Origin of the sequence: Ureibacillus sp. GCM10028918 (assembly GCF_042666115.1) — a bacterium.
In the GTDB taxonomy this organism is placed as follows: Bacteria; Bacillota; Bacilli; order Bacillales_A; family Planococcaceae; genus Ureibacillus.
The window spans coordinates 103089-123086 of sequence record NZ_JBHTFK010000005.1 but is presented as its reverse complement, the minus strand read 5'-3'; the positions used below and the strand labels follow the sequence as shown (position 1 = coordinate 123086).

General features: G+C 37.2%; 17 protein-coding genes and 1 other RNA gene. 16 read left to right on the top strand and 2 right to left on the bottom strand.

Annotated features, from left to right (window positions below; all coding sequences use genetic code 11):
- From panC to ACFQU5_RS03865, 9 genes are all read left to right on the top strand, one after another.
- Complete coding sequence (panC, locus tag ACFQU5_RS03905; RefSeq protein ID WP_390284949.1) at positions 1-864, top strand: pantoate--beta-alanine ligase; 864 nt, start codon at positions 1-3, stop codon at positions 862-864.
- Entirely contained in the window at positions 857-1240 is a 384-nt protein-coding gene (panD, locus tag ACFQU5_RS03900; RefSeq protein ID WP_390284947.1) for an aspartate 1-decarboxylase, read from the top strand. The genes panC and panD overlap by 8 nt, the downstream gene beginning before the upstream one ends.
- A 650-nt stretch (positions 1241-1890) precedes the next feature.
- Positions 1891-4695, top strand: a complete 2805-nt coding sequence (dinG, locus tag ACFQU5_RS03895; RefSeq protein WP_390284945.1) for an ATP-dependent DNA helicase DinG — start codon at positions 1891-1893, stop codon at positions 4693-4695.
- A 39-nt stretch (positions 4696-4734) separates the two neighbouring features.
- Positions 4735-5220: a cell wall elongation regulator TseB-like domain-containing protein gene (locus ACFQU5_RS03890; protein WP_390284943.1), complete on the top strand. Its 486-nt coding sequence runs from the start codon at positions 4735-4737 to the stop codon at positions 5218-5220.
- A 15-nt stretch (positions 5221-5235) separates the two neighbouring features.
- Entirely contained in the window at positions 5236-6429 is a 1194-nt protein-coding gene (locus ACFQU5_RS03885; protein WP_390284941.1) for a pyridoxal phosphate-dependent aminotransferase, read from the top strand.
- A 119-nt stretch (positions 6430-6548) separates the two neighbouring features.
- Positions 6549-7844, top strand: coding sequence for an asparagine--tRNA ligase (gene asnS, locus ACFQU5_RS03880; RefSeq protein ID WP_390284939.1), 1296 nt, complete (start codon positions 6549-6551; stop codon positions 7842-7844).
- Positions 7845-8017: 173 nt separating this feature from the next.
- Entirely contained in the window at positions 8018-8737 is a 720-nt protein-coding gene (locus ACFQU5_RS03875) for a DnaD domain protein (protein WP_390284937.1), read from the top strand.
- 10 nt (positions 8738-8747) lie between these two features.
- The gene (gene nth, locus ACFQU5_RS03870) at positions 8748-9407 is read left to right on the top strand and encodes an endonuclease III (RefSeq protein ID WP_390284935.1); all 660 of its coding nucleotides are present in this window, start codon (positions 8748-8750) and stop codon (positions 9405-9407) included.
- Positions 9404-9754: a YpoC family protein gene (locus tag ACFQU5_RS03865; protein WP_390284933.1), complete on the top strand. Its 351-nt coding sequence runs from the start codon at positions 9404-9406 to the stop codon at positions 9752-9754. Before nth ends, ACFQU5_RS03865 begins: the two co-directional genes overlap by 4 nt.
- A gap of 1157 nt (positions 9755-10911) precedes the next feature.
- On the opposite strand, the gene ACFQU5_RS03860 is transcribed toward ACFQU5_RS03865, so the two are convergent.
- Both ACFQU5_RS03860 and recU read right to left on the bottom strand, forming a co-directional pair.
- Positions 10912-13581 carry a PBP1A family penicillin-binding protein gene (locus ACFQU5_RS03860; protein WP_390284931.1) on the bottom strand — a complete coding sequence of 890 codons (2670 nt, stop codon included), beginning with the start codon at positions 13579-13581 and terminating at the stop codon, positions 10912-10914.
- 26 nt (positions 13582-13607) lie between these two features.
- Entirely contained in the window at positions 13608-14222 is a 615-nt protein-coding gene (gene recU, locus ACFQU5_RS03855; RefSeq protein WP_390284929.1) for a Holliday junction resolvase RecU, read from the bottom strand.
- Positions 14223-14371: 149 nt separating this feature from the next.
- Between recU and ACFQU5_RS03850 the strand changes: the two genes are divergently transcribed.
- The 7 genes from ACFQU5_RS03850 to ACFQU5_RS03820 all read left to right on the top strand — a co-directional run bounded on the left by ACFQU5_RS03850 (position 14372) and on the right by ACFQU5_RS03820 (position 19987).
- A complete protein-coding gene (locus ACFQU5_RS03850) occupies positions 14372-14599 on the top strand; it encodes a molecular chaperone (RefSeq protein WP_390284927.1) in 228 nt (75 codons plus the stop codon).
- A 19-nt stretch (positions 14600-14618) separates the two neighbouring features.
- Positions 14619-14990, top strand: coding sequence for a YppE family protein (locus ACFQU5_RS03845; protein WP_390284925.1), 372 nt, complete (start codon positions 14619-14621; stop codon positions 14988-14990).
- Entirely contained in the window at positions 14980-17256 is a 2277-nt protein-coding gene (locus ACFQU5_RS03840) for a DEAD/DEAH box helicase (RefSeq protein ID WP_390284923.1), read from the top strand. The genes ACFQU5_RS03845 and ACFQU5_RS03840 overlap by 11 nt, the downstream gene beginning before the upstream one ends.
- Before the next feature lie 6 nt (positions 17257-17262).
- The gene (locus ACFQU5_RS03835) at positions 17263-18513 is read left to right on the top strand and encodes a ribonuclease H-like domain-containing protein (RefSeq protein WP_390284921.1); all 1251 of its coding nucleotides are present in this window, start codon (positions 17263-17265) and stop codon (positions 18511-18513) included.
- 295 nt (positions 18514-18808) lie between these two features.
- A complete protein-coding gene (gene gpsB / locus ACFQU5_RS03830; protein ID WP_301138159.1) occupies positions 18809-19108 on the top strand; it encodes a cell division regulator GpsB in 300 nt (99 codons plus the stop codon).
- Between the two features lie 109 nt (positions 19109-19217).
- An RNA gene (gene rnpB / locus ACFQU5_RS03825) (RNase P RNA component class B) lies at positions 19218-19599 on the top strand.
- Positions 19600-19777: 178 nt separating this feature from the next.
- Positions 19778-19987 (top strand): PAS domain-containing protein, encoded by a 210-nt coding sequence (locus tag ACFQU5_RS03820; RefSeq protein ID WP_390284919.1) that lies wholly within the window; start codon positions 19778-19780, stop codon positions 19985-19987.
- Positions 19988-19998 lie beyond the last annotated feature (11 nt).

The following is a 19998-nucleotide window of genomic DNA, read 5'->3' as shown; positions in this document are numbered from 1 at the left end:
ATGAAAATTGTAAACACAATTACCGAGTTAAAATCTTTGATCCAGCAAGCGAAAAAAGAAGAAAAATCAATTGGCTTAGTTCCTACTATGGGGTTCTTGCATGAGGGACATCTGGCATTAGCTAGTACAGCAAGAGATGAAAATGAACTTGTCGTTATGAGCATTTTTGTGAATCCAACTCAATTTGGACCAACTGAAGACTTTGAGTCATACCCTCGTGATTTAAAACGGGATACGCAACTGGCCGAGTCAGCAGGAGTTGACATCGTTTTTGCTCCATCGGTTGAAGAGATGTACCCGGAAGATGGTGGTATTTCAATAAGAGCTGGAAGACAATCTGAAATTTTATGTGGCGCTTCTAGATCAGGTCACTTTGATGGCGTTTTACAAGTTGTATCAAAGTTATTTCATATTGCAGAACCAACTCGTGCTTACTTTGGGCAAAAAGATGCACAGCAGGTGGCAATTATACAAACTTTTGTGAGAGATTACAATTTTCCGTTAGAAATCAGAACTCTGCCAATCGTGCGTGAAGAGGATGGGTTGGCAAAATCATCACGCAATGTCTATTTAACGGAACAGGAACGTAGTGAGGCACCAGCTATTTATAAAGCAATGATATTAGCCAAAGAAGAGTTTTTATTAAATGGGAACGCAAGGGCAGCGATTGAACGGGCTTCAATGCATTTGACGAGTAAAACTTCGGGGAAAATCGATTATATCGAGCTCTTATCTTATCCAGACTTAAAAGAGGTTACAGGGGATACACACCACTTTTTACTTGCAAGTGCAGTGTATATAGGAAAAACAAGATTGATAGATAATATAATTTTTTCTTCTAAAGGGGAAACAGTAAATGTTTAGAATGATGATGAACAGTAAAATCCATCGAGCACAAGTGACGCAAGCAGATTTAAATTATGTAGGGTCCATAACGATCGATGAGGATATTTTGGATGCTGTTGGGATGCTGCCAAATGAAAAGGTGCATATCGTAAATAATAATAATGGTGCTCGTTTTGAAACCTATATTATTGCAGGGGAACGCGGCAGTGGCGTAATCTGTGTGAATGGTGCAGCTGCAAGACTTGTTCAAAAAGGAGATATTGTCATTATTATTTCTTATGTCTATGTGACAAATGAAGAAGCGAAAGACCATAAACCAACAGTAGCGATTATGGGTGAACATAATACAATCAAAGAAATGATTTCGTATGAACCGGAAGCTACTATTAAATAAGTATAGTTGCAAACTATTTCCACTTGAATTTCTATGAATCTTGATATAAGATAACTATAGGTGCCAAACCTATGTAAAGTTTATACTTTACAACCAAAGTACTCATCACGACACGGATTTGTCGGAGTACTTTGTTTTTATGAGCAGGGAGATGAGCCCCTGCTCTTTTTATTTGTTTAAAATACTTAATAGTTTGCATCGCGGATATGAGGGGAAATCCCTTTCAATGTACGTATTTTCAGCTTTTGTATTGAATTTAATCTAATTTAGAAGCCGCAGCCTACCACGTAAGCTGTGCAATACATAAAGAAATTATAGAAATTTCACATTGCCGCAAAGACAAGTTGTAGATTCAACTACAAGTTGTTTCGAATTGCATAGTGCTTATACCGCTCACATAAGAATTATTATTAGTACAATCCCAGCCTATATACTTTTTTCTCCCAACTGAAATAATGAATTGATTTCCTCAAGGGTCTATATGACTTTTGGGGTTTTTTTAATTTCGAGATGGGCATAAGATGACCGATAGACTGCAGGTATGATAAAATTCGCTTATCTAGTTCAAGATTTCCAATCAGGTCATAAAATTATTACGAAATAACAATAAGATAAAATGATTATAAATATTAAATTGTGAGTTGAGAAAAATGATGGAAAGTCAGAAATATGCAATTGTGGATATTGAAACAACAGGACATTCGCAAGCTAACGGAGACCGAATGATTCAAATTGCAATTGTCATCATGGAGGATTGGTGTATCAAGAAGACTTTTACATCATTCATTCATCCGGGGAAGTCGATCCCTCTATTTATACAAGATTTAACGAACATTACTGATATAGATGTTCAAGATGCACTGCCATTTGAGGCACATGCAGATTATATATATGAACTGCTGCAGGATGCAGTGTTTGTAGCGCATAATACTGATTTTGATTTATCTTTTTTACAAGGTGAATTCAAACGTGTAGGCTTGCCAAACTGGAATGGGAAAAAAATTGATACTGTCGAATTGGCAAAAATATTATTTCCTTCCTCATTAAGCTATAAATTAGGAGATTTAGCATCGGAGTTAAATATTCCATTAAACAATGCCCATCGTGCGGATGATGATGCAAAGGCGTGTGCCTTGTTATTAAAGGAATGCTGGGGAAATCTCCTTTCATTGCCACAAGTTACGTTGGAGCAATTGCATAAAAAATCCTTCCGTTTAAAATCCAATATTTCTCAACTGTTTTTTGAGGCATTACAAATCCAGAGAAATAAAGTTTCCAAAGAAGATGGTTTCGTTTATTACAACAAACTTGCATTGAGGAAACCGGCAAAAGGTGCAAAAGATTTGCAAGAAGGAATGTTATATCCGCATACAACTAAGGAAAAAGTAGAGCTTTTTACTCGAGCAATGGATCGGTTTGAGGAGCGGAAGCAACAATTCGAAATGATGGATGTTATTTGGGAAAATTTGAATAACAAATCCGAGATAATGATTGAAGCTTCAACTGGAATAGGAAAAACGATTGGATATTTATTGCCATCTATACTGTATGCAAAACAAAATAACCGAAAAGTTTGCATAAGTACGTATACAACGAACGTACTTGAACAGCTTCTAAGCAGTGAAATTCCAAAGGTAGAAAAAATTATTGGCCGTCCAATCAATGTAACATTGCTAAAAGGGAAGAAGAACTATGTAGATGTTACCCTCTTTGAACAGTTAATGAAAAGTCAGGACCTATCTTATGATGAAACCTTAACCGTTCTGCAAGTACTTGTTTGGTTATCGAAAACAGAAACTGGCGATCTTTCAGAGCTGAATTGTTCAGGTGGAGGACAGCTGTTTATTGATAAGATTCGAAAAAATGGCGAAAGTAGCGAGAAAAAACAAGCATTTGATTATTATGAGCTTGCGATTCAAGAGAGTGTAGATGCGGATTTAATTATTACAAATCATTCCATGTTACTTGCAGACCTTGTTCGTCATGAACCGATATTTGAAGAAATTGACGGTTGGATCATCGATGAAGCCCATCAATTTGTCCAAGCGGCAGAACAAAGAGATCAGGCCATTTTCACCTTTACAAATTGGAAGTATATCTTCGGTCGGATTGGACTTTCATCAGATCAGGAGTTATTCTCGACATTTCAAAAAATCGCAGTAAAAAAACAAAAAATCCCTCTAAAAACATTTCATCAATTGGAAAAAGTATTTATTCAAATGGTTGATTTGTTTGATAAATCCATGCAGGACATTGTTTCTCAAATGAAACTATCTGCTAGCCATTCAAGATCAAATCCAAAACGAGTAGCTTTTTTCGATGAGTTAACGTTAAATCGAGATCTTTTTGTAGACTTTTCAAAATCAATGCAACACTGGATTGATTTGGCTGAACAAATGTCCATACTTTTCAAAAAGGATATTGAGCAAGTTGCACCAGAGCATAAATTGATTCTTGAACAGTGGGACTTTTTTGTCCGTGAGTACAAAATGAAGGCGAGCGAATGGGATGGAATCTTTATTGGAACAGATCAGGATTATACAACTTGGATTGAAATCGACCAAAGAAATATTCCGGGTAGTATTCGAGTCCTAAAGAAACCAATCACCATCTCGTCTACAATTGAACGTTTATTTACCCCGATCCGGGAGAAATCTGCAGTGATTTGGACTTCTGGTACTCTGACTGTGCCTAACAATGAACGATATATAGCAAAACAATTAGGAATCAAGGAAGATGTGCCGCTTAAAATGCTGCAAGCACCAAAACAATATTATCAAGGCGCAAAAGCATTTATCGTCAATGATATGCCAGATATTCAATCGGTCTCACAGTCTGATTATATTGAATCTGTTGCATTAGCAATAACCCAGATTGTGCGTTCTACAGAGGGTAGATGTTTTGTATTGTTTACCTCACAGGATATGTTGAGAAAAACCGTGGAGTTAATCCAAGAAAGTGAATTGCTTGACGACTATATGATTTTTGCCCAAGGTGTCACAAATGGTAGCAGAATACGTTTATTAAAGGCCTTCCAAAAGTTTAGCCATTCTGTATTATTTGGAACGAATAGCTTTTGGGAAGGGGTAGACGTACCTGGTGATGGACTATCCTCTGTTGTAGTCGTGCGTTTACCGTTTTCTGCACCGGAGGAACCAACCTTTAAAGCTAAATCAGCTGTCTTGCAACAACAAGGCAAGAATGCTTTTTCCGAGCTCTCCTTGCCAGAAGCTATACTACGATTTAAACAAGGGTTCGGAAGACTAATCAGATCTTCGGAAGATAAGGGCGTTTTTGTCGTATTAGATCGACGAATTGAAACGAAATCGTATGGAGCAGAATTTTTACGTGCATTACCTCAAATTTATGTCAATAAACTACCCCTACAAGATATGGTTTTAGAGGTAGAACATTGGTATAATAACAAGGATGAGGATAGAAAGCAGGTTGACTAACATGACAGACAAAAAGGCAGCAGAGATGAAGGTGATTCGATGAAGAACTGGATAATTTTCATTTCCGTTTTTATTGTTTCTTTGGCACTTGTTATTTCTGTACTCGTAATTTGGAAATCCGACGAACCATTCAATGAAATTGAAGAGAAGGCAGAAGAGCTGGCGTTGACAACTAATTCATTGGCAGAAGTATCGGACTCATATGTTTATAATGGTAATAAACCGTACGTTACTGTGTTCGGGGAAGACGAGGATGGTAGCGAAAAAGCAATATTTGTTCCAATCAGTTTAGAAGAAAAATCGATTCAGGAAGTATTTTTGCAAGACGGTGTTACTAAGGAACAAGCATTGTCGGTTTTAAATAATGAGGTAGAAGTAAATGAAATCCTTCATACAAAATTAGGCTATGAGGAAGAAGTTGGCCCCGTTTGGGAAATTACCTATACAAACGGAGATGAAAAACTCAATTATGTCTATATTGTTTTTGAGGACGGACAATGGTGGAAACGTATTTTGAACTTGTAGAGGAGTAGATTATTCATGAGAGAATTATTAGCCAATCGTGTTAAAACATTAACACCATCAGCAACTTTAGCCATTACTGCAAAAGCAAAAGAGTTAAAAGCAAATGGTATTGATGTGATTGGTTTAGGAGCAGGGGAACCAGATTTCAATACACCAAAAAATATTCTTGATGCTGCAGCGGAATCCATGTATCAAGGACATACAAAATACACTCCAGCTGGTGGACTGCCTGCTTTAAAGAAAGCGATTATTGATAAGTTGGCCAGGGACAACAAACTCAATTACAAGCCAAATGAAATACTCGTGGGAATTGGGGCAAAACATGTTCTTTATACCCTATTCCAAGTCATCCTGAATGAGGGGGATGAGGTAATTATTCCAATCCCTTATTGGGTTTCTTATCCTGAACAAGTAAAACTGGCCGGCGGTGTTCCAGTATACGTTGAAAGTACAAGTGAGCAAAACTTTAAAATCACAGCGGATCAATTACGAGATGCGGTAACGCCAAAAACAAAGGCAGTTATTATTAATTCACCAAGTAACCCTTCCGGAATGGTCTATTCACGTGAAGAGCTAGTTGCTTTAGCAGAAGTTGCTGTAGAAAAGGATATCTTAATCGTATCGGATGAAATTTATGAAAAACTTCTATACAATGGACTAGAACATTTTTCTGTTGCGTCTATTTCTGAAGAAGTGAAAGCACGTACAATTTTAATAAATGGTGTAGCGAAATCCCACTCAATGACAGGATGGCGTATTGGTTATGCTGCAGGAAATGCAGAGATTATTGAATCGATGACAGATCTTGCTTCACACTCAACTTCCAATCCAACTACTACATCGCAATATGCAACAATCGAAGCTTATAACGGATCACAAGATTCTGTAGAAGAGATGAGAGTTGCATTTGAATCTCGACTGGAAACAATCTATCCAAAACTAAATGCAATTCCTGGATTTAATGTTATTAAACCACAAGGTGCATTTTATTTATTGCCGGATGTTTCAGAAGCAGCCCGCAAAACAGGGTACACATCTGTAGATGAATTTGTAACTGCACTTCTTACCGAAGCAAATGTAGCGGTAGTGCCGGGCTCAGGATTCGGACTACCATCTACTATTCGTTTAAGCTATGCCACTTCTTTAGAGAACCTGGAAGAAGCGGTTCGTCGCATGGATAATTTCGTAAAATCAAAATGGCAAGACTAATTTTTGTTAACTGAACAGTTTGCAGGCGAGCAGAAGACACGCTGGTCTGCAAGTTGGCTATTCATCTAGCAGGGGTTGGGTGAATTCTAACAGTATTAGTACTTTGTGGAGGAACAACTATGAAAAAAATTATGATTCAAGACATGCCAGGAGCAATTGGCGAAACTGTAAAATTAGGCGCTTGGTTAGCAAACAAACGTTCAAGCGGTAAAATTGCTTTCCTGCAATTACGTGATGGTTCAGGCTTTGTACAAGGAGTAATTGTAAAAGAGGAAGTAGGAGAAGAACTATTTGCTGCAGCAAAAGGTTTAACTCAAGAGACATCGATGTACGTTACAGGTGTAGTAAAAGAAGATACACGTTCAAGCTTTGGCTGTGAATTAGCCATTACTGGCATCGAAGTAATTCATGCTGCAGTAGACTATCCAATTACGCCAAAAGAGCATGGTGTCGAATTTTTAATGGACAACCGTCATTTATGGTTACGTTCACGTAAACAACATGCCATTATGAAAATTCGTAACGAAGTAATTCGTGCAACATATGAATTTTTCAATAATAATGGCTTTGTGAAAATTGATCCGCCAATCTTGACAGGATCTGCTCCGGAAGGAACGTCAGAGCTTTTCCAGACAAAATACTTTGATGAAGATGCATATCTTTCACAATCAGGTCAATTATATATGGAAGCAGCTGCAATGGCTTTAGGAAAAGTATTTTCATTTGGTCCTACATTCCGAGCGGAAAAGTCAAAAACGCGTCGTCATTTAATTGAGTTTTGGATGATTGAACCAGAAATGGCTTTCGTTGAATTTGAAGAGAACCTGGAAGTACAAGAGCAATATGTGGCATTCATTGTTCAATCTGTGTTGAAAAACTGTAAGCTTGAATTAGAGCGTCTTGGAAGAGACACTTCTAAATTAGAAAATATTCAGGCACCATTCCCACGCATCTCTTATGATGATGCGATTAAATTCTTGCATGAAAAAGGTTTTGATGATATTCAGTGGGGTGACGATTTCGGTTCACCACATGAGACTGCAATTGCAGAGCACTACGATAAACCAGTATTTATCACATGCTATCCAGTAGGCATCAAGCCATTCTATATGCAACCACATCCAGACCGAGAGGATGTTGTTCTATGTGCTGATCTAATTGCACCGGAAGGCTATGGTGAAATTATCGGTGGATCCGAACGTATTCATGATTATGATTTATTAAAACAACGTATTGCTGAACATAAATTGGACGAATCTGCTTATGCATGGTATTTAGATTTACGTAAACAAGGTTCAGTACCACACTCTGGTTTCGGATTAGGATTGGAACGTACCGTGGCATGGATTAGTGGAGCAGAACACGTTCGTGAAAGTATCCCATTCCCAAGACTTTTAAATCGTTTATACCCATAAGCAATAGTGCAAGATAAATTCCATTATATAAAAGTCAAAGCGCTCGTTTCGTACGGGCGCTTTCCTTAGTATTTCCATTATTGTTCAATGTGAAATGAGTATGACCTAAAGCTGAATAGCAAACGATAATTACAACACATCATGCGTATTTGATATAGAAAGGAGTCTTTAATATGAATAAAAAATATCAACGACTCCATATGTGGATAGAACAAGGAAATGTGTCAATTCCTAAACTGTTTTTTCAGCATTATAAAGCATTAAAGATCACAGATGATGAAGCTCTTCTGTTATTGCATTTATTAGCCTTTCATGCTGAGCAAAATGATTTTCCTACACCCAATGATCTTGTGAAAAGAATTTATTTTAGTGAAAACGAAATAAGCTTGAAATTACAAAGGCTTATGCAAAAAGGTTTTTTAGAAATCACCCAAGGAATTGATGGAAATGGGATTGTTTTTGAGAAATACTCCGTCTATCCATTATGGGAAAGAATCCTTGATACAATTGAAGCTTCCTCGTTACAGCAGGAATTGGAAGTAGAAAAAAATGAAGAAGGCGAAATCTTTACTATTTTTGAACAAGAATTCGGCCGCCTTTTATCACCGATGGAAATTGAAACGATTTCAATGTGGATTGATACAGACCATCATTCCCCTGCAATTATTAAGGCAGCATTAAAAGAAGCAGTGCTTGCAGGTAAAATTTCGTTGCGCTATATCGATCGAATTTTATTTGAATGGAAAAAGAAAAATATAACATCAGTAAAACAGGTCGAAAAACATACCGAGCAATTCCATAGCAAAACAACTGCTGTTGTGCCAAAAGCGAACACCATGCAAGAAAACACGAATAAAGTTTCCTTTTATAACTGGTTAGAGGAAAGAGAATAGGGGGTTAACGATGCTTACGAAAAAACAGTGGGAGCATTGTTTGGAAGTAATGGGTGATATGTTCCCGGATGCACATTGTGAGCTTGTTCACGATAACCCGTTTGAGTTAACAATCGCAACACTTTTATCAGCACAATGTACCGATGTCCTTGTTAATAAAGTTACAAAAACTTTATTTCAAAAATATAAAACACCAGAGGATTATTTGGCTGTCCCATTAGAGGAATTACAAAACGATATTCGATCAATTGGTCTTTATCGAAATAAAGCTAAAAATATACAACTCTTGTGTTCAAAATTATTAACCGAGTTTAATGGCGAAATTCCGCAAAGCCGGGAACAGCTTGTAACTCTACCAGGTGTTGGTCGTAAAACAGCAAATGTTGTTTTATCCGTTGCTTTTGATATCCCAGCTCTTGCAGTAGATACCCATGTAGAACGCGTTTCCAAACGTTTAGGCTTGTGTCGTCTAAAGGACACGGTTTTGGAAGTGGAAGAAACAATCATGAAAAAGACACCAAAAGAGAATTGGTCGAAAACTCATCACCAGCTTATCTTCTTTGGACGCTATCATTGTAAAGCTCAAAATCCGCAATGTCATATTTGTCCTCTTCTTGACGATTGCAGAGAAGGGCAGAAGCGTCTGAAAAAAGGGTTGGTGAAGCAATGATAAAGGTTAAACGAGAGTCCATTGAAAAAGAAGTAGTAGAACCTTATTTCGAACAATGGAATGAATTAAGCAGTCATATTCATAAGGCACACGATCTTCGTAATGGTGAGGCAAAATCATTAATGGATAAAGGGATTCTACTTTTCGAAAATTGTATTGTAAATTGCTCGGAAACAACTTCACAATCTATCAATGAAAGTGAAGAATACGAGGTCCTCCCTATAAACGGGATGGAGCGTTTGCAATTTATTAAAACGAGGCCAGGTCAATACGCTTGCTTTAGACAACTGGACGAACTATTTAAAGAATTAAAGAAGCGGCTAGCCCGATTACGTATAAGCGCATAAACTTAATTGGAGTTATAGCAGGGCCCAAAAGCGATAATGTATTGCTGTTGGGTCTTTTTTATTATGGCAAGGTTTGTGGATTAGTTGGCAGTTGAGGACACTTTTGGGTGGGGGGAGGGTGCCTTGCATAGGAATTGCTCTTTAAGTGGATGGAGCACTTTAAGCAGGCGATTTTCATTGGAAAAATCTTAATGGAGGAGATGTAGAACTTTTGAATTTTGTTTTTCATAGGTGAGTAAAGCAATTTTGAATTGAGAGTTTTAATTGGAGGAGTTCCTCATGAAGGAGGTTTTTGGTAGATAATTGATTTGAGATGCACTTCTTTAGGTTGCTCAAGTATTAATGTAACAATCCAATCAAGAATCACTAGCGAACTGTCGCAAAGCAAGTACTAATGTGACAATTCAAACAAAATTCACTAGTGAAGTGTCGCAAAACAAGTACTAATGAGACAAATCAAACAAAAAATACTAGCGAACTGTCGCAAAGCAAGTACTAATGTGACAATTCAAACAAGATTCACTAGTGAAGTGTCGCAAAACAAGTACTAATGAGACAAATCAAACAAAAAACACTAGCAAAGTGTCGCAAAGCAAGTACTAATGAGACAAATCAAACAAAAAACACTAGCAAAGTGTCGCAAAGCAAGTACTAATGAGACAAATCAAACAAAAAACACACTAGCAAAGTGTTGCAAAGCAAGTACTAATGTGACAATTCAAACAAGATTCACGAGTGAAGTGTCGCAAAATAAGTACTAATGAGACAAATCAAACAAAAAATACCTGCGAAGTGTCGCAAAGCAAGTACTAATGGGACAATGCAAACAAAAATCACTAGCGAATTGTCCAAAAACAAGTAGTAATCTGACAAACCGATCAAGAATCACAAGCGTAGTGTGCCAAAGCAAGCACTAAATTAGAATCGTTTGCTGTTGTGTTCTAAAAGAAGTCTGAATAAAACAGTTCGAGCAGCTTTCACCTCTGAAATATCACACTGAAAATCAGTAACAAAAATTTAATAAATTTATAATTGTTCTCACACTCAAACAAGTACTATCTCACCAAAACATAAAAAAGAGCGATGAAAAATTTAATTTTTCATCGCTCTCGTCATTCTATTAGCAGGACAGTTTAGAAATGCTCTCCGTACTAATATTATTGTTCTGTTTCAGTTGGATCGGTTGGTTCAGCAGGAGTTTCTACTTCACCTTCTTCTCCAGGTCCAAACCAATCTTCAAAATCTTGATTTTCGCCGGTATCCCCGGTGTCATTGCCGTTGTCGTTTTCGTCGTTATTGCCATTCTCGTTACCGTTGTTCTCGTTACCATTATTGCCATTTCCATTGTTTTCATTTCCATTGTTTCCATTGCCATTCCCGTTATCTTCATTGCCTTCGCCATTTTCAGGATCTTCAGGATTTTCAGGAGAGTCAATTTCTGGCTCTTCGATCTCGTCTTCGATATAAATAGAGACGGTTGCAGGCTCGCTTCGAACATCATCTGAAACCGCAACTACTGTAAACGTATAATTACGTCCAGGTTCAATGTTCGAAATTGATGCTTGAGAGTTTGGCGTAGTTGAGATGACAACTGGTTCTTCGTTATCAACAGCCATCGATAATTCAAAATTGATGTCAACATCATCTTCTTCGCTAGGGGTATATTCCCAAGATAAATCGACAAGTCCTCCATCGACACTGTAATTTGCTTGTAAGTTCGTTGGCGCATTTAATTCTTTTTGCTCATAGGTTTCAGATACTTGGGTTGGTTCTGTCCCTTTTACAAATAATTCTGTTTGTCGCAAATGATTAGGTGTATATTCACTAGCCAATCGCAGGGGACTTGTGTTGACTTCAATTGTAGCTTCGACAACTGAATTTGGTCTATCAAAGTCAGCTGTTTCCACATCTGCAGAAATCTCTGACATAATCGCACTAAATAAATGTTGCGGTAAACGTCGTTCATCCCAAGTTGTGATTGGTTCACCACGAGTTGAATATCCACTCCAAATTGCTATGGAGTAATTGGTAGTATATCCTGCAAACCAAGAATCCGGAACACTGCTTGCCGGTAAATCAAACTTGTCAAATTCATCTGCAGCATAGTTAGTTGTCCCCGTTTTACCAGCGATATCCAGACCGGAAACGGCCGCGGCTGTTCCTGAAGCGCCTGGTTTTGAACTGACAACATCACGCAAAATATCCGTAACCATATATGCTGTAGAGTCTTCCATTGCTACTTCCGGCTTACTGCTATATGACTTTTTAGAACCATCTCGATATTCCACTTCTTTTATAGCAGTAGGTTCCGTATAGATCCCCTTATTTCCAAACGCTGCATAAGCAGCAGACATTTCAATCGGGCTCATCGTGATGTCCCCGCCACCAATTGCATCTGATTCAAATACACTTTCTGTCTCAATTCCAAGCTTATTAATAAATTTCTCTGCTTCACTAATACCAACTTCCTGCAGTGTTTTAACAGCAGGTACGTTACGCGATGTATAAAGTGCTTCACGTACTGTCATATCGCCTAGATATTTATTATCCCAGTTTGTAATGACTTGTTTTGAATTTGAATAGGTCATTTCAACATCTGAAATTGTTTCACCTGTTGACCATTTTAGATTTTCGAATGCTGGGCCGTAGTCAAGTAGCGGTTTAATCGTAGATCCAGGAGAACGAGTTGTTAAATCATGGGCAAAGTTAAAGCCTCGGTCTGCACCATAATTCCTGCCTCCCCCAATTGCTACAATCTCGCCCGTTTTCGTATCCACAACAGAAACACCTGATTGAATCTCTTCGGTTGGGAAATTTTCCGGGTTGTTCATAATCGATTCAACAGCTGTTTGGGCACTTGGATCAAGAGTAGTATATACTTTGATACCTTCTGCAAGAGCTTCCCCATCACCTTTTTCTTCAAGCTCGCTTAATACAACATCCAAGAAGGCATCATATTTAGTACCGGCAACTGTTTGACGGTCTTCTTCCGCAAGAAGGCGGGAAGTGACATCAATTTCTTTTGCAGCAGCAGCTTCTTCTTCCGTAATCTTCCCATGCTGAACCATTAAGTCAAGAACTAAGTCTCTGCGTTGTTGAGCGCGTTCAGGATTTTTATATGGATTGTATCTATTGGGACTTTGTGGAATCCCGGCTAACAATGCCATTTCGTCAAGTTCCAACTCACTGGGTTCTTTCCCAAAGAAGTATTCTGAAGCGGTACCGAATCCATAAATTCGACCTGACATGAGAATTTTATTGAAATACATTTCGAATATTTCTTCTTTTTCATAATGTCTCTCAAGTTGAATGGCAAGCCATGCTTCTTGTGCTTTCCGTTTTAGCTTTTTATCGTTGCTTAAAAAAGAGTTTTTCACTACCTGTTGGGTAATTGTACTTGCACCTTGCGAGCCGAAGCCTTGTGTAATGTTTGCTACAACGGCACTTCCTAAACGCCAAATATCAATACCAAAATGGTCAAAGAAGCGAACATCCTCTGTTGCCAGTATTGCATCTACCATTTCTTCAGGTATGTCTTCATAGTTCACATATTTTCGACTTTCAACGCCAATTGAAGCAAAAATTTCGCCATTTTTATCATAGAATTCAGATGACACCGGGTCTTTTAATAGTTCTTCATCCAGTTCAGGTGCTGAGCTTGCATAAACAGCAAACAGACCTGCACCTCCTATTAATCCAACTACGCCAATAATGACTAGCGTTAGAAGTATTCGTTTTACCCAGGAGCCAACTGGTTTTTTCTGTTTTTTCTTTTGTAATTCACGCTCACGCTTTAAATCCTCGCGAGTCCGACGTTTTTCTGCCAAAATAATCTCCTCACTTTAACAAACAATTAGTTGTCGTCTGCTATCATATTTTTTATTGCGGTTATGTAGTCAATCCTTGGATTGTAACCGGGTTGGATTTCAATTGTTTTTGTTTCAAATACACTTAATGGAATTGATTTTCTACCACCATTATCCATTTCAAGCCAAGCTTCGTACAGAACGGTAAATGGGACAATAAAATAACGGTCTAAAGACGTAAACTTGACAATTGTAAAAGCAATTCCTTTTTGATTTGTCACTTCTTTCATATGATTCACTTGATGCTGGTGGACATTCTTTAATGGGAAGGAAGTTTTGCTCTCTGTTTCCTTTGCTTCAAAGTCAATATAATATCCGTTCCAGACACCGTTAAAATCCGTAGTCGAGGGTGTTCGGAAGTAAGCCTCACGAATAACTGCTGCACTTCGTGATGGATACTCTACTTTGACGATTTGCACTGGAACAGGTTTCTTATGAATAATTGCAATTTGTTGATTTAAATAATAAATATTTGTTTCGTTAATTTCCTCTTCAAGTGTTTTTCCTCGATTACTAAAGGAGAAATCTTTTTTCTTCGAAGTAGATTTCGTCTTTGCTGGCTCACTAGGTTTGTATGGTTTGCCATTAGGATAATGAATCATCGAAAAAACTCTCCTTCTTAAAATGATACCCATTTTTAATAGAACATATCGAAAATTTTGTTGTTTTAGCAACCTTTGTCTAGTTTTGACAAGTGGAGAGGGATTTGTATGGCTGCAAGGAATTATAAATCCTATAAGGAGGAATGACCATGCATCGAATTCAAATGCTTATTTCACAACTAGAGTGTATTGATCAAATAATGACAGCAAAAATTGAGAATGAAAGGTCTCACATTCACAACCAAATTTTCTCTCAATTAGGAACTACTTATCAAAAAGTAAGCTTAGCAGAAAAGCAGTTTCATGTAAAGAATGCCTGTTCCCCTATTACTAGTGTTAACAATGAAGTTTTGGTACACTTAAAAGAAGAAATATAAAAATTTAAGAGGTACTAAAATGCAGCTAATAGAATTATCAAAGCAATTATTAAACGAGTGTGATGCGTCAATTAGTCGCTTTTATAAAATGCGTGAACTTGACGCAACACCTCAATTTTATGAAGAAGTTAAACCACACGCGGATTTCTATCAATCCGTTTTAATAAATTGGCAGCAAAACGCGTTAAAATGGATTCAAGAAAATAATCCAAAATATATGCACAAATCTCAAATCCAGAATGTTGTGGATGCCATGAATCAATTTGTCGTTCAATCTTTCTATAAGGAAACAAGTAAAAAACGCTTTATTCAATCAGTTCAATCCGTGCACTACACATTATCTTTCTTTTTAAGATACTTAGAGGAGGAGAGTGAAACGGATGTTCAATAAAAAAAGGTCGATTGATGATTTGCTTTCTGAATGGCGATTTGACGAGGAGTTAAAACAAAACATATTGCATTGGCACACGTTGGAAGAAAGACCTGCCAAATATGCATCATTTCCTAATGAACTCCATCCCTCTATAAAAAAAGCTTTGGAATCAAGAGGAATCGAGCAGCTGTATACTCATCAAAGGCAAGCATTTGATTTTGCGATTGATGGGAAATCCTTCACTGCTGTAACACCGACTGCTTCAGGGAAATCACTTTGCTATCATTTGCCGGTGCTGCAAAAGATATTAGAAGATAAATCGAGCAGAGCGATCTATCTTTTTCCTACAAAAGCCCTGGCTCAAGATCAGAAATCAGATATAAATGAGTTAATAGAGGATATGGGGGAGGAAATTCTAAGCTATACGTATGATGGAGATACTGCGCCGGCCATTCGACAAAAAATTAGAAAAGCCGGGCATATTGTCATGACAAATCCGGATATGCTACATTCAGGAATTTTGCCGCATCATACAAAGTGGGTCTCACTGTTTGAAAACTTGAAGTATATTGTAATCGATGAATTGCATACATATAAGGGAGTTTTTGGAAGTCACGTTTCACATGTAATACGCAGGCTTAAAAGAATTTGTGCTTTCTATGGTAGTGATCCAATTTTCATTTGTACATCTGCTACGATTAAAAACCCAAAAGAGCTGGCAGAAAAGTTGACAAATACTCAGCATGAGCTGATTGCAAATTCTGGTGCACCGGTTGGTAAAAAGACCTTTCTTTTTTATAACCCACCCATTGTGCACCCAACTTTCGGGGTAAGACGGAGTAGTGTATTAGAGGTTCGAGATTTAGCTACACGTTTATTTGAAGCTGGAATCCAATCGATTGTTTTTGCAAAATCTCGTGTTCGAGTTGAAATGCTCGTAACCTATTTAAAAAGTCTCACAAAAAATAAAATACAAGATGAATCCATCCGAGGATATAGAGGCGGTTATTTACCAACAGAGCGGCGCAAGATTGAAAAAGGTCTTCGAGACGGAACAATCCAAATTGTGGTGAGTACAAATGCGTTGGAATTAGGTGTAGATATTGGCCAACTGCAAGCTTGCATTATGACGGGTTACCCAGGCAATATTGCGAGTGCATGGCAACAAGCAGGGCGTGCAGGAAGAAGACAAGACTCGGCATTAATTATTTATGTTGCCAATTCAACAGCGCTAGATCAATATGTAGTGAATAATCCAACCTATTTATTAGGCAGCTCACCTGAAGAAGCATTGATTAATCCAGAAAATATCCTGATCTTAATGGATCATTTAAAATGTGCCGCCTTTGAATTGCCATTTTCCACGACAGATTCTTATGGTGAATTTGTAGTACAAGAATTGCTGGAATTCCTGCAAGATGAAGGCGTATTAGTCAAAACGAGTTCAAACTGGTATTGGATGAGTGAACGGTTTCCGGCACACGAAGTGAGTTTGCGTTCCGCTTCACAAGAAAATGTGGTTATTATTGATCAGACAATTCCAGCGGGAACGAAAGTCATTGGTGAGATGGATACCTATAGTGCCATGACACTCCTGCATGAGGAGGCGATTTATCTCCACCAGGGGACGCAATTCCAAGTTGAAATGTTAGATTGGGAAGAGAAAAAAGCGTATGTACGTGAAGTGGATGTTGACTATTTTACAGATGCGAATTTAGCCGTTGAATTAAAAATTCTAAATGAAGATAAAAACGCGGCATACAATTCTGCAACCGTCAGCTATGGAGATATAAGTATTTTGGCCATTCCAACAATCTTTAAAAAAATTCGTTTCCAAACACACGAAAATATTGGCTCAGGAAAAATTCATATTCCACCACTCGAAATGCATACAAATGCTACGTGGATGTCCTTTAACTTACCTGAAAATTGGTCAGAGGAGATGCTGACTGATGCATTAACAGGCGCGGCGTATGCGATTGGTTCATTTATTCCGTTGTATATTCAGTGTGATAGAAGTGATTTATCGGTCGTTCCTCAAGTAAAATCAACACATAATGATAGACCAACACTATTTATATACGATAGTTACCCTGGTGGGATTGGTTTAGCTGAGAGAGTATATGATATTTTAGGACCCATTTTAGAAAAAACAATCGGGCATGTCCAAAATTGTCCTTGCAAAAGTGGATGTCCATCTTGTATTGGTGCACAGGATAGTTTAAACGAAAGCAAACATAAAGTCCTCAAGGTGCTTTCGATTTTATTGAATGAAATAGGGTGATTTCCCATGTCGTATGAAAATAAAATGCTGCAATTGAAACAAAAACTTGGCAAAAAGAAAGAGCAATCGATAGAAAAACCTAAATTTAAGCGACCAGAGAAGCCATTTTACATTAAGGAATGGGAAAGTGCAGGGTTATCATTAATAGAGAACGATTTTGGAGTATTATTTAAACGTGAAGTGACTTATCCACTCGATTTCCAGCATGGATCCTACCAACTTGGATTGTTGTATGATGCAATTGAAAAATGGGAACAAACATCAATTCAGCACCCATATGCTATGAATTTTGATGAATCGATTGTTTTTTTCGATACCGAAACAACAGGCTTAAAAGGTGTTGGAACCAATATCTTTTTAATAGGCTTATTAGATGCATTGGATGATCAATTTGTTTTAACCCAATATGTATTAGCGGATCCAGCAAATGAAGCGGCCTTCTTATTTGAATCTAAGTTCTGGCAACATGAAAGAACGGTTATTACCTATAATGGAAAAAGCTTTGATTGGCCGCAACTGGAAACAAGATGGACATTAAATCAACAAATTTTACCGAAGTTACGTACACAAAAACAAATTGACTTGTTACATAGTTCAAAGCGAATATGGAAAAATAATTTGGAAAGAATGAAATTAACAAAGGTAGAAGAGGAAAAGCTCGGGTTTAAGAGACAGGGTGATATTCCAGGGTTTTTGGCGCCAATTATCTATACGGATGCCATTAAAAGTGGAAATGCCGAAGCTTTAATGAAAGTACTATATCATAACGAATGGGATCTCCTTTCGTTAGTGACGCTCTATATTCATTCTACCAATTTATTGCTTGAGCGTGAGCTAAACGAAGCAGCAACAACGTATACAAACATTGGAAAATGGTTTGGAGATCTAAAGCAGGATGATCAAAGTGAACAAGTGTTAACAACTGTTGCAAACAATTATGACAATGCTAATGCAGGGTTAGCAAACTATTATTTAGCATTTCAGCAAAAAAGAAATGGATTATATGCCGAAGCGGCAAACTCTTTCGAAAAAGCCTTATTATTTATTGGCGATAGAGAAAAACTGAAAGCATTAGAGCAGCTGGCAATGGTTTATGAACATCATTTACAAAATTATGATAAGGCAATAAACTTTACGAACCAAGGTTTAACCATGATAGATGCCATTCAATTTATGAAGAAGGAACAAACTGATAAGTTACATGGTAAGTGGTTAAAAAGACTTCAAAGGATTGAAATGAAACTAATTAAGAGATAAATTTGTGATTATAATCTTTCTAGGAAATGATTATTTCCAGAATATTTAAAAATTAATTTCCCGGGCAAGTACAGGATTTGACATCGAAATGTAATTTTGTCGATTGAAGTCAAAGGAAATAAAATAGCTGCAGCAACTTAAAATCCATTTTTATCTAAACAATGATTATTAACAGCCTAGCTAATAAAGCTTGTGATTGGCTAAGTTTTCTTAAATTAGTTACTTTCAATCCCTTTTGCAACATTCATATGATATAATTGAAATATGTACTGTATGGGATGGAAGGGCGATGTGAATGGAAATTAAATTAAATTCAAAAATCATTTTAGAAAAAGAATTTAAAAAGGCGATGAAAGGTTACAGTGTTGACCAAGTCGATCAATTTTTAGATCAAATTATGGAAGATTACGATACATTCGAGAAAATTGTCGAAGAATTACGTGCTGAGAATAAGCAATTAAAAGAAGAACTTGAAAATAATACAACAAGACGACCACAAGTATCCCCTCCAACTGTAGGAAATACTAATTTTGATATTTTAAAGCGTCTTTCTAATTTAGAAAAACACGTCTTTGGAAGTAAACTGTTCGAATAACGTTAAAAGAGTAAAAAGTACGTTCTCTAAATTATGGCCAATTTATGCTAAATGTTAATGGATGTTGTAATTTAGATGATTTTTTAGTATAGTAATATTTATCATAGATAAATTCGAGTAATCGCTGCAATTTTATTGTAGAGGAAAGTCCATGCTCACACGGTTCTGAGATGATCGTAGTGTTCGTGCTTACTGAAAAAATAAGGTAAGGCAAGGCTCTCGCCTTGACGGCGGAAGGAAAACCTAAGTCGTTTACGATATGGTTGACACTTCCTGAAAGTGCCACAGTGACGGAGCTTTATAGGAAACTATAAAGGTGGAACGAGGTAAACCCCACGAGTGAGAAACCCAAATTATGGTAGGGGCACTCTCCAAAAGGAATTGAACGGATGGAGGGACGAGAAGTTGCTTCTCGTAGATAGATGATTACTACCCGATACGTACGAGGCTTTTGCCGTTTGAGTACCCGGGAACAAAACATGGCTTATGAATTTCTATGATCATAATTTATATTACTCATAAAAGAATATTAACTACCTATTTAAAGTAGTTCGATATTCTTTAAATAACAAATAGTAAATCATGTGGATTCAATTGAATTTACGATAGTCACATAAGAGGCTCTCCATACAAATTGGAGAGCTTTTCTTTTAGTGAGTGAGAGCCAATATGAGGGAAAAATTTAATAACTTCCAATTAAACCAATATAATGGTAATTTACTTCATACAACTAATTTATTTTTAACAGTATTGGGAAACATAAATGAAGGCATTATGGTAACAGATGACAAAATGAAAATTTTGTTTGTTAATAGTGCTTTTGAAACTGTTAAGGGGAAAATTAGGGGAAATTTATCCCGAATGGCTATCGATTATTGAAATCAAAGATG